Origin of the sequence: Kibdelosporangium philippinense (assembly GCF_021390435.2) — a bacterium.
GTDB classification, from domain to species: domain Bacteria; phylum Actinomycetota; class Actinomycetes; order Mycobacteriales; family Pseudonocardiaceae; genus Kibdelosporangium; species Kibdelosporangium philippinense.
Genome location: NZ_JAJVCN010000001.1, coordinates 865,083 through 876,325 on the forward strand (window position 1 = coordinate 865,083; position 11,243 = coordinate 876,325).

General features: G+C 64.3%; 10 protein-coding genes. 4 read left to right on the forward strand and 6 right to left on the reverse strand.

The window, feature by feature from the left end:
* Positions 1 to 225: 225 nt before the first annotated feature.
* Both LWC34_RS04160 and LWC34_RS57900 read right to left on the reverse strand, forming a co-directional pair.
* Positions 226 to 894 (reverse strand): hypothetical protein, encoded by a 669-nt coding sequence (locus LWC34_RS04160; RefSeq protein WP_233723066.1) that lies wholly within the window; start codon positions 892 to 894, stop codon positions 226 to 228.
* Positions 881 to 4,417, reverse strand: coding sequence for a CHAT domain-containing protein (locus tag LWC34_RS57900; RefSeq protein ID WP_233723067.1), 3,537 nt, complete (start codon positions 4,415 to 4,417; stop codon positions 881 to 883). Before LWC34_RS57900 ends, LWC34_RS04160 begins: the two co-directional genes overlap by 14 nt.
* Before the next feature lie 32 nt (positions 4,418 to 4,449).
* Here LWC34_RS57900 and LWC34_RS04170 point away from each other — a divergent pair.
* A protein-coding gene (locus tag LWC34_RS04170) for an IS5 family transposase (protein WP_233723324.1) occupies positions 4,450 to 5,327 on the forward strand; the annotation gives its coding sequence in 2 pieces (ribosomal slippage) (positions 4,450 to 4,788 and positions 4,791 to 5,327; 876 coding nt in all).
* Here the strand turns inward: LWC34_RS04170 and LWC34_RS04175 are convergent.
* The 4 genes from LWC34_RS04175 to LWC34_RS58690 all read right to left on the reverse strand — a co-directional run bounded on the left by LWC34_RS04175 (position 5,308) and on the right by LWC34_RS58690 (position 8,044).
* Positions 5,308 to 5,853, reverse strand: a complete 546-nt coding sequence (locus tag LWC34_RS04175) for a hypothetical protein (protein ID WP_233723068.1) — start codon at positions 5,851 to 5,853, stop codon at positions 5,308 to 5,310. The two genes, LWC34_RS04170 and LWC34_RS04175, sit on opposite strands and share 20 nt — an antisense overlap.
* Positions 5,850 to 6,887, reverse strand: coding sequence for a Clp protease N-terminal domain-containing protein (locus tag LWC34_RS04180; RefSeq protein ID WP_233723069.1), 1,038 nt, complete (start codon positions 6,885 to 6,887; stop codon positions 5,850 to 5,852). Before LWC34_RS04180 ends, LWC34_RS04175 begins: the two co-directional genes overlap by 4 nt.
* A gap of 3 nt (positions 6,888 to 6,890) precedes the next feature.
* On the reverse strand, positions 6,891 to 7,646 hold the full coding sequence (locus LWC34_RS04185) for a hypothetical protein (protein WP_233723070.1): 756 nt from the start codon (positions 7,644 to 7,646) through the stop codon (positions 6,891 to 6,893).
* Between the two features lie 137 nt (positions 7,647 to 7,783).
* Entirely contained in the window at positions 7,784 to 8,044 is a 261-nt protein-coding gene (locus tag LWC34_RS58690) for a mycothiol transferase (protein WP_372496420.1), read from the reverse strand.
* 353 nt (positions 8,045 to 8,397) lie between these two features.
* On the opposite strand from LWC34_RS58690, the gene LWC34_RS04195 reads away from it, so the two are divergent.
* From LWC34_RS04195 to LWC34_RS04205, 3 genes are all read left to right on the forward strand, one after another.
* Entirely contained in the window at positions 8,398 to 8,583 is a 186-nt protein-coding gene (locus tag LWC34_RS04195) for a hypothetical protein (protein WP_233723071.1), read from the forward strand.
* Positions 8,584 to 9,141: 558 nt separating this feature from the next.
* A complete protein-coding gene (istA, locus tag LWC34_RS04200) occupies positions 9,142 to 10,659 on the forward strand; it encodes an IS21 family transposase (protein WP_233726361.1) in 1,518 nt (505 codons plus the stop codon).
* The gene (locus tag LWC34_RS04205) at positions 10,659 to 11,237 is read left to right on the forward strand and encodes an ATP-binding protein (protein WP_284051410.1); all 579 of its coding nucleotides are present in this window, start codon (positions 10,659 to 10,661) and stop codon (positions 11,235 to 11,237) included. The genes istA and LWC34_RS04205 overlap by 1 nt, the downstream gene beginning before the upstream one ends.
* Positions 11,238 to 11,243 lie beyond the last annotated feature (6 nt).

The following is an 11,243-nucleotide window of genomic DNA, read 5'->3' on the forward strand; positions in this document are numbered from 1 at the left end:
CGTTCGCACTCCAGTTTCCCTCCTGCTCCACCATGTGTGGTCAGGATCGCCGGAGGTTCTGTTGCACGGCAAGCAGACCTTTCATCGCGCTATGGTTCGGGTGTTTCGGGGCGGCTCGCTGGCGATGCTTTTGCTGGTGTCGAGAGGTTCCCGCCACCTGGCGAACCCAGGGGCACCACAACACGCCGCTGGGTGCGTGGACGACTGTCCTGGTCGAAATCTCGGTTACCGGTTCTGACCTGGACTTTCACGCGGCGGGCCGGTACTCGTTGAGCAGTCCGCCGAGACGCCGTCGGCGTCGGATCGTGTCGATCCGAGCAGGCTGTCGGCCTGGCGCGTAGGAAGGTCCGCCAGGTGTCGTCGTGGTGGGTCGATGGTGGGATCTGGCTGGCGCGCAGGATCTTGCGGATGGTAGAGGCGGCGACCCGATGACCGAGGCGCCGCAGCTCGCCTTGGATACGAACCGCGCCCCAGGTCCGGTTCTACATCGCCAGGCGCAGGATGAACGTGACCAGTTCGTCGCCGATCGGCGGATGGCCAGGCGGTTTGCTGTCGCCACCGCGCGGCGATCAGCCTGCGGTGCCAGCGCAACAACGTTTCCGGCGTGACCATCCGGTGGGCGCGTAGTGCCCTCGGAAGCATTCGGGCGAGCCGAGCCAAGACCGCGCGATCCGGCCATGACAGGCGAGGTCTCGGGTTGTTGCGTCGCAGCACAGCGATCTCGTGCCGCAAGGCGAGTATCTCCGCGTCCTTCGACGCCAACGACCGAACGAACAGGGCAGGCCAGGACAGGCCATGAGTGCGGGTGGAGCGGCTGTCGGTCGAACCGTGCTTGATCAGGACGGATGGGGTTTGCGGCAGGCGCAGTGTTCCGCGCGCTTCAACTGGGAGCATTGAGACGAGGACCGAGCCACGTGCTTTCCAGGACATCGTCGGTATATCCGACACCGTAGGGATACGGCTTGAACGCGGGCATGTAATAGACGGCGTACTCGCCCTTGTCCGGATCGGGCAGCCTGTCGGCGTCAAGCAGCCTCGTGAAGTCGGGCACGACAATGTCCGGTAAATCACCAACGGACAAGTGGTGACGGGCAATACGCCGGACAAGGTCGCTGGCGAGTTCGCCGCTGTCGACATCTTTGTCGAAGCGGACCGTGAGACGGTTGAAGTGGTCGAGGCCTTCGGATACTTCCTGCTGCGTTTCGATGACGATTTCGCAATCGTTGAGAAAACTCTGCTTCGGCCGGAACCCGACCGAGCAGATCCACGGATACCTCAGGTGTCCCGCGAAGCTCCGGCCGTCTTTGAGAGGCCGACTGGCGACCATGACCAATCGCGTGTCCGTCAGGACCAGGTTCATGGAACTGACGCGCCACTCGGTTTCGCTGTGCAGACGCAATGCTTCGGGGATGAGGACGCTGATGTTCCAGGTCGCGCCTTGCACGGCGATCGGCCCGGTCAGCCGTCCGTCCGCGGAGTGGAATTCGACGCTCCCGTCCGGCAGGACGTTCGGCGAGAGCCGATCATCCTTTCCCGCTTGGTCGTGCGTATGCCGGGCCAGCATCCTGAACTGGGGATGGAAAACGCGAGGCGCCGGGAGAATCGCGTCGAGGGACTGTGCCTGCTTGTCGGCGGCACGCGGTTCAGGTTCCCGGGCGACAGTCACCACGCGTTCGAAGGCGCGAGTGAAAGACCGGACATTGGCGCCGTGGGTCACGGCAGCACCCAGCCCGACGTACACGTAGGCGAGGAACACCGCAGGCAACGAACCGTCTCCGCTCTCCCAGCGCCGAAGTTCCGCCAGCTGCGTCGCCCGTAGAGCCCAAGCCGGATCGATGTTGTGCCGCATGGCATCCACGAGTGCGAGGTCGATGCGTTGGGTGTGCGGACCGTCGATGACCGGGAACAGCGTGCACAACACGTGGTGCGCGCCACCGTAAACCACGGCCGCACCGAGGCCAAGCCATTCTGGTGCGTCCACAAGAGACAACATGCGCCCTTGCGGGGCCTCACCGTAAACGCCCAGGCTGGCGCAGCCTGCCAGTACGACTCTGTCGGGCATCCGATAGAGAGGGATGGCGTCGCGATCTGTTGTGTAGAAGTCACGCAGGCCGAACAGTTCCCTCTCGGCCAAGCGGAATCCGGCTCCGCCGGGCTCACCGTCCGGCGACGGATCGACGTGCCCGGACAGGAACAGGACCGAATCGTGGGCACGGCGACGCGCGAGCAACACGGCAAGATCGGCTTTGCGCACCGGTCCGGTGACGACTTCCGCGCGTGGCGGAACGCTCGACGCCGCATAGGGCAGGTCTTGGCGCCAAGGGTCGTTCGGTGCCCGGTGCGGTGCGAGGATCGCCACCACCCGATCGGACAATTTTCTTGGACTGGGCTCCTGCTCCATCGCGAGTCGCCGTCGGTGCGCCAGCAGCGCGATCGACGGAACGTGGGATACCGCCGCGATGTCGGCAACCCGGCGCAGCGGGCTGATCCGCAGAGCCCAGACCGGTATCACCATCAGCGAAGCGGTCGGCGCGACGGCGAGCGACACAGGACGGCCGGCGGTGGTCAGCCCGGCGGAAAGCACCTCGGGGATCAGACTGAAGCCGAGGTTGTCCAGGATCCGGGTCCACACCTGTTTCGCTGTGGCGGTACCCGCGTCCACCTCGTCACCGGGATGTTCCGCCACGAGCCCGGTGCCCAGTAGTCTGGTCTTGGCCTCCTCTGCGCCCGGTACCTCGACAGGCAAGTGCAGGACGAGGTCACGAAACGCCTCAGCGAACGGACCGTGCGGTTGCCGGTGAGCTGACCACTTCCCGTGGGGGCTGCGCACGGCATGGTAGATCCAGTCGCCGACACGGGCGAAGCTCCAATACCAGCCACCGGGCGCCATCGTGGTCAACTCATGATCCAGATCGAGAGCTGTGGCCTGGTCACCGCCGATCCATGAGGCCTGGTCGACCAAGATGGTGACGTCGGTTCGCAGCGGGTCAGTCGGGACAGGATCGCGATCCGCGTCTTCGCCGACGCGGTCAACGTCATACATCCCGTCAGCGCGATCATCACGGTCGAACCACCCCGCCATGGACTCGGGCGATCGCATCTCGTCGACTGTGCGTGAGCTCTGTGCCCTTGCCTCTGTTAGCTCCTCCCCGTTCCATGTAACGCCAGCGACGACACTGCCAGGGACATGTGTGGTCGCGACGAGAGAGTCGAACACCGAACGCAGAAGGTTGCCCTCCAAACCCGCTTCGACCGGAACAGCTTGGGCGCGCACGGCCTCCAGCAATTCGGCGACAAGTGCCGGATCACTATCAGCCGCGAGCTGCAGGGCGAGCGCATAGGTGTGCGCGTGCGCGGCCACCCATCGAGCGCGCCATCCGCTCGTCGGCAGTTGGTAGCGCACGCGCTGAACGACATTGAGACTTTCCAACGCGTTGCCCAAAGCGTCGGCCGACAGCCCGGTCGCTGCCTGGACACGGGCGAGAACAGCGTAAGCCTGGGCTTGCAGTACGGGTTCCGTCGCCCGGCTCAAGTGTCGCAGGGCTTCATCCATGAGCGTGGCCGCATGGTGGTAGCGAGTGCGCTGCCCTGCTTCGTCCACCCGCGTCGTGTCCGGATACCGCTCGGGATTCTCCACGATATCGAGATACAGGGTCGCCAGTAGCAGGGCCCGCGCCGCATAGTCGGCGACCCGGTCCCCGATCGGTACCAGTCCTTCGTCGTACTCGCGTTGCCGTGTCAGATGTTCGACGACCCCGACCGCGTTGCCGGCTTGGTTCATCAAGCGCAACAAATACATCTCTGTCTTGTCCAGCAAAGGCAAATCGCCGTCGCGCACCGCGCCGACACGTACCCGGTAGAGCCGTCGCAGCCCACCCAGACATCGTTCGGTGTCCGTCAACTCGGCGGTGAGTGACTCGATCACGCGCAGATCGACCTGAATCGCCCAGTACCGGGCGTTGGGCCGATTGTGAAGCAGACGGTATGCCTCACGCCATCGCGCTTGTGCGGCATGGTGTTGCCCTGCCTCCATCAACACATCCCCAGACTGCAACGAACACCAACCACGGATCTCGGCCGGCGCACCGGCACCAAGGACACGGGCCTCTTCCGAAAGCACCATCGCTTCTTGGAACTCCAGTCTGCCCAATGCCTCCAGCGCCTTGCACTGAACCAGAACCGGTCGCAGGTGCGCGGGTACATCGGTCAGCACGTCGTCAACGAACACCCCGGCCCGTGCACGATCGTCGTGCGTCGCCTTGTCCACAGCCAGCACCACAGAGCTGGCCGCGCGATTCCACAATGCCCGCAACAGGAACCTGCGGCCCAGGAACCGCACCGGGCTGGTCAGGACCTTCCGTGACAACAGTCCGGTGCTCAACATCGGCAGTGCCAAGCGCACTAGGGCCTGTTTCACAAGTTGATCAAGGTTTGAGATGATCTTGATTCGTGGGGCGTGGTGATCTGACCAACGAGCAGTGGGCGAAGCTGGAACCCTTGCTGCCCAGGGGCAAGAAGCCTGGCAGGCCGCCGAAGCATGCGAAGCGGAAGCTTATTGACGGGATCCGGTTTCGGGTTCGAACCGGTGTGCCGTGGCGGGATCTGCCGGAGCGTTACGGCCCGTGGGAGACGGTGTATGGCTTGTTCCGGCGGTGGCAACGGGATGGCACGTGGAAGAGGATTCTGGTCGCGTTGCAGGCGGACGCGGACGCTGCGGGCCTGATCACCTGGGATGTCAGCGTGGACTCCACGGTGGCTCGTGCGCACCAGCACGCGGCTGGTGCGCGTCAAAAGGGGATCTCCAGAAGGAGTCTCCGGGCGGGGTCGAGGTCGAACCGGCCGATCACGGGCTGGGGCGCTCCCGAGGCGGGTTGACGACCAAGACTCACCTGGCGGTCGAGCAGGGACAAAAGCCCTTATCAATCGTGATCACCGCTGGCCAGCGAGGTGACTCGCCCCAGTTTCAGGTGGTGCTCGACCGTATCCGGGTACCCCGGCGGGATCGCGGTCGGCCGCGCTGCCGCCCGAATCGGGTGCTCGGCGACAAAGCCTACGGGTCCCGCGCCAACCGCGCCTACCTGCGCAGGCGCGGTATCCGCTGCACCATCCCGGACAAGGCCGACCAGGTCCGCAACCGCAAGAACAAGGGCTCACACGGAGGACGACCACCCGCATTCGACAAGGAGATCTACAAGCAACGGCACGCTGTCGAGTGCGGGATCAACCGTCTCAAACGAAACCGAGCCGTCGCCACCAGATACGACAAGCTCGCCGTTCGCTACGAAACCACGGTCACCATCGCAGCGATCAACGAGTGGCTCCCATGACTTTCGAAACAGACCCTAGAACCATGAGCAGCGACAAGGGCGCCCACAGCAACGCCAGTGGTAACTGAAACCACACGACGAGCGCCGACGCGATCCCAAGGAGAGGAAAGGCGAACCGTCCACGCCAGCCGGTCGTGGTCCACGCCATCACGCCGAACAGCACAGACATCCAGGTCGGCACCGCCATGAGCAAACTGATCAGCACAGCCAACGCCACGGTTGCAGCCCGGATGACCAACGTCGGCCAAAACTGAGCGCGGTCCAGGATTGTGATCATGTCGCACTCGTGCAACCCGATCTTGCCGCCGCCTGAACGGTAGGCGCGTGTCATTCGCCAAGACGGCACAAGTCGTGCGATCGCACGCAGCTTCATGCTGATCGCCACGCCATCTGTAACCATGCCCGATGACGGGATGACATAGTCGAGCACGGCCTGGTCGACCGCAAGATCGTTGCGATGGCGCAGCCAGTCACGAAGTTCCTGATCAGAGACCGGGCGAAACGGGTCGAAAGTGGACACGGTCATCGGGTGCTCAACTCTCGCCGCAGTTTCAACACACTGTAGAACCGAGCCCCACGCGCGTTGACACGTCGATCCGCTCGGATGTCCTTTTCAGACAGTCGAGGCTCCGCCGCCTCACCGCGCAACTCGAGCAGTCCCAGCCTTCCCTCGAAGACGTCAAGCCCGCGATGCAGAACCGCGAGAATCGTCAGCCACCACGGCAGGCCCAGTGGGATCGACATGACAATCAACGCCACGTCGATCACGAGTCGAGCCGAGATCGGCAGCAGCGCTCGCCGGCCGACCTGGCCTGCCAGCCACGACAACGCCCACCAACTGACCGTCAACGCCGCATGTGCGATCGCGATCAGCATGAGCAGCGAAGCCAAGCTCAGTGCGATCAGCGTCGCCACATGCAGCTGAGTGATGTGGAACTGGACTCTTGAGTTCAGTCCTGTCGTATTGGCTGTCTGCGAGCGGAAATTGAAGTGCCGCGGCTTGCGGGGGCCGAAGTCCGACTGGCGCTTCGCGACAAACTGATACGACGGCGGCCGATTGTGTCGTCGCGCCGACAGAATCGGCCCTCGGACCCGCAGCTGCCGGTCCGCCGGGGAGACACGATGGCGCACAGTGATCGATGCACGCACGATGTCGCGTGAGGTGACTCCCGCTTGCGTCAGCTCATCGGGCCGACTTTCCAGACATGCCGCCAACAAGTGAGCTGTGTCCGCGGTGTGATCACCGGTCCGGACGGTCCAATGAACAAGCCTGCCCAGGACTTTCTCGGCATCCTGGCTCCATGGAGCGCCCGGCCGCGGAGATCGCGCGAACACCCGCGCCACTTCGTCGTACGTCTCATCCGTGAAGAAGTGGTGTGCGCCCAACTGTTTCAGCGCAAGTCGCGACCTGGAATCGGGGTCATCGTTGAACATCACGGCGAGCAACAGGTGCTCGACCCCGACCGGCTCCCCGTCGCCGGACGCCATCGACTGTGCGATGTCCAAACATTTGTTGAGGTAGTCGGTCCTACCGGCGACTCCGGTCATTCGGTCGGCCACGCGTCACCCCAACGAGCCTGCGGGAACGTCGTCCCAGCCGACAGCCGCCAGTTCCAGGTCGAGATCGTCATCTCCGCCCCGGAAAACGAGTTCACGCCTGCCGAGCACACGGCGTCGCATCTGCGAGGCCCGGAACAGTGGGGTCGATCCTTCGTCTGCCAGCACGCTCACGGCCAAGCCCGATTTCGCGGTCATCACAAAGTTGCCCGCGGCTTTGGCAAGAGGCAGAGGCGTCCCCAACCCGTCCGCGTTCAGCGCGAGCTCCACTCGCGTGTCACCACGGCTTGAGATCAGGATCATCGTGGGGCCGGTGGACACCAACCTGGTCACCACCACATAGTCTGGGTGCCAAGTACCGTTGTGACACAACGGCATGAGCGCTGTCTGCAGCTGTGCCAGATTCTCAATCGCCTGCTCGCGGCATTCGCTTGCCTGGAAGTAGGTCGCACCTTCCCTGGCGAATGTGATCGAGACCGATGCCAGTGGAGTGCTCTTCACGACTCCCAGCGCGCCATCGGTGGTGACGCTCACGGCGCCACTCGACGAGTACTCCAGATCGGCTCGCGGACTGGATACACCCGACTGGAACGCGACTCCCAACTCGGACAGGGTGGTCACCTTGTCGAAGCGATGTCCGGAGAAGGTACCGACGTCCCCGAGCTCTACCCGCGTGGATGGCAACCAAGTGGCAAAGTAGCCGTACTTTTCGTACATCTCTCGCGTGTACTGCTCGTGAATCGCTACCATGCCCCGATGCATCGCCAGATCATCGGAAAGGTTACGCGACCAGACCGATCCGGCCGCACCATCACTCGTCAGGGCCAGCATCATCACAAAATCGGGTAGCGAGGATTGCGAGTGCATCTCGGCGCTTGCTAAGGAGCTGGAGTTCGCGGTTAGCGCCCGGTTGTGCCGCCGATCAGTTCGCGGAAGATGTCGGTGTGGCCCGCCTGCCTTTCTGTCTGCTCGATCATGTGGGTCAGGGCCCAGTGAGTGCTGGTGCGTCCCAGTCGTCGGAGAGGCACGGCGAGTCCACCTCCGAATTGATTCAAGAGTGTTGTCGGATGAACTGTGGGATCCGAATGGAGATGACCAGCACCACCGCCCATCGTGGGCCTTGCCCCCTCCGACCGCGCTCGTCGGGGCGCTGACAGCATGGTCTGGCTGTCTCTCGGACTTGAAGAGGTGTGGAGCCAGTTCTGGCGTGGCAGAGTCGGTCCATGACAGACAGGTTGAACGACGCAATTACGCAGCAGGTCATTCCCGATCTGAACGCGCGACGGGCTAATGGGAGAGCCTGTGCGTGTGGTGCGGCGCGGAGTTGTCCTCCCGGCGACAACGAGTTCACGTTGGCCAGTCGGTTACCGGCTCGGAAGTCTTCGCATGTCCAACATGTCCGGGCGCAGACCGCCCACAGACGCTGCGACAACCGTGGTGCCGAGCAGATCGGCGGCAGGTAATCGCGGTTAGGCGATACGACAGGAGCATCGCGATCGCGCACGCCAAGATCGTGCCCGACGAGACAATGTTGCCGCTAAGTCCTCGCGCCCGTGCATTGATCTACTTCAACCCCAACAGCCGCCAGGCCTTGATTCTGTGCGCGGATCAGGTGAGGAAACTCGGTCAGTGGTTGGCGCGGCTGGCAGGCGAACTGGCTGGCATCGATGCCGAGGGCAAGGACGAAACGAAGGGGTAGTGGCCGCCGGCGACGGACGTTGCGTCTTCTGCGCCCGGACCCGGTCGATGAACAGGAGGCTCAACTGGTCGATGGTGAGTTCGTTGGAAAACTCGATGACTCACTCCTTCAGGCTAGTTCTGGACTGTCTACGGTCTTTGATGTCGATGGAGTTGCCGTGACGGGACGAGGTCGAGCCGAGATGGGAGCGGGAGCCAAATGGGACGATTGAATGGGCTGTAGCCGTCCTAGACTGCACTGAAGTGCACGGAACGGCACCCGCTTAGCCTGCGGTTTCTAGGCTTCCGCATGTCATTGTCCTTTGTGGACCTGCCTGGGGGCGAAGGGGCGCAGGTTCGAATCCTGCCGTCCGCTTGTCGATCTTAACTTGGTCGCGAAATGGTCGCGAATTGATCTTGAAGGCCTCCGGGGTCACCCGGCGACACAGGTGTCCGTGGCCAGTGAAAAATCCCCATAGGCGGCCAGTTACCGCCCCATAGGTGGCCAGCGATCTCCCCGCTGGTGGCCAGATATCTCCCCGGTGATCAGTCCGGGATGCCGGTCGGCGAGGGTCGGCCGGTGAAGACGAGCAGGGAGATCATGGAGATCCTTGAGGCATACGACCTCACGGGCAGTTACCGTGCTGCGGCCGAGCTTGCGGGGTGTGACCACCACACGGTGGCTCGGTATGTGCAGTTGCGGGAGGCCGGGCAGAGCCCGGTGGCCCGGGAGCATCGTGCTCGTCCGATCGACGAGTATCTGGAGAAGATCGAGGAGTTGGTGGTCCGCTCGGGTGGTCGGGTCCGCGCGGATGTGGTGCATCGTCGGATTACCGCGATGGGTTTCACCGGTGGGGAACGCACGACCCGTCGGGCGGTCGCGGAGGTGAAGCAGCGGTTCCAAGCCGGGCAGCGGCGGGTGTTCCGGCCGTGGATCACCGAGCCGGGATTGTGGCTGCAGTGGGACTGGGGTGAGGGCCCACGGATCAGGGGTCGACGCACGAGTCTGTGGTGTGCGTGGCTGGCGTGGTCACGGTTCCGGGTGGTGATCCCGGTATGGGACAAGACAATGCCCACGATCGTGTCGTGTTTGGACACGACACTGCGCAGGTTGGGTGGAGTGCCGACGTATGCGTTGACTGACAACGAGAAGACCGTGTCGATCGACCATGTGGCTCGGATCGCGGTGCGCAACCCGGAGATCGTCGAGGTTGGCCGGCACTACGGGATGACCATCCGGACCTGTGTCCCGGCCGACCCGCAAACCAAGGGCGGCTCGGAAGCGACCGTGCGGATCGCCAAGGCCGACTTGGTGCCCACGGACGCGAACCTGCTCGAGGAGTACCGGACGTTCGGCGACTTGGAGGCGGCCTGCCGAGGGTTCTGTGAGCAGGTCAACGACCGGCCGCACCGCGAGACTCGCCGCCGCCCGACCGAGGCGCTGGCCGAGGAGCGCACGAGGCTGCATCCGTTGCCCGGTCAGGCTTTCACGGTCGCCTTCGGCACTACCCGGCGGGTGAACTGGGACTGCACGATCTCGGTGGAGGGAGTGCGTTACTCGGTCCCGCACCGACTGGTCGATACTCGCGTCTGGGCTCGTTTCCACGGTGATGAACTGGTCGTGACCGCGGTCGGCGAGCACGGCCCGGCCGAAGTCGCCCGCCACCCGCGCTCCACCCCCGGAACCCCGGTAATCCGCGAGGAGCACTATCCGCCGCGGGAAAACAAGGACGGCGACCGCACACCGAGTGCGACCTCAGCCGAGGAGGCGGCGTTTCTCGCGCTTGGGCCAGGAGCCGCGGCCTGGCTGGTCGAGGCCGCGGCGGCTGGGGCACGGCGGATCCGGCCGAAGATGGCCGAGGCGGTCGCGCTGGCCAAGCTGCACCCGGCCACCGAAGTCGACCAAGCACTGGGCACAGCGGCGATCGCCGGCCGGTTCGCCGAGAACGACCTGATCCGCATCCTGACCCACCAATCCGGTCGTGACCAGGCCGCACCGACCAGGGCCGGAGAGGCACACAGCCTGCAACCGGGAACCTCGGCCTGGTCCAACTTCGGCCTGACCGCCGCCGTTGGCGATGAGGGAGAGGAGCTGTGATGGCAAGTTCGCCGCGCACCGTCGCAGGCTCGGCCGGTGACCCGCTGGCCGAGGCGATCGAGCTGACCAAACGCCTGAAACTGCCTTACATCCGGCGATCGTTGACCGATCTGATCCCGACCGCCAAGGCCCAGCGCTGGGACCCCGCGGAGGTCGTGCGGGTCCTGCTGGCCGAGGAGGCCGCCGGGCGGGACACGGCCAACCTGCGCACTCGCCGCAAACGCGCGGCCTTCCCGGCGGGCAAGACCTTCGGCGACTGGGACGAACAGGCCTCCACCATCCCGCGCCCGACCCAGGACGCACTGAAAACCTTGGAATGGGTGCAGCGCAAGGAGAATCTCTGTATCTGCGGTCCATCTGGGACTGGCAAATCACATTTCTGCGAAGCGCTGGGCCAAGCCGCGGTCGAAGCCGGGATGACGGTGGCCTGGTTCACCATCGAGGACCTCGGCGTCCTGGTCCGCCGTCACCGCGCCGACGACTCGATCACCCGAGCCCTCACGAGACTCATCCGCACCGATCTGATCATCATTGACCTATCCCGACCCCGCGACTATGCCGAGCCAGCGATGGCGTGACAGCGG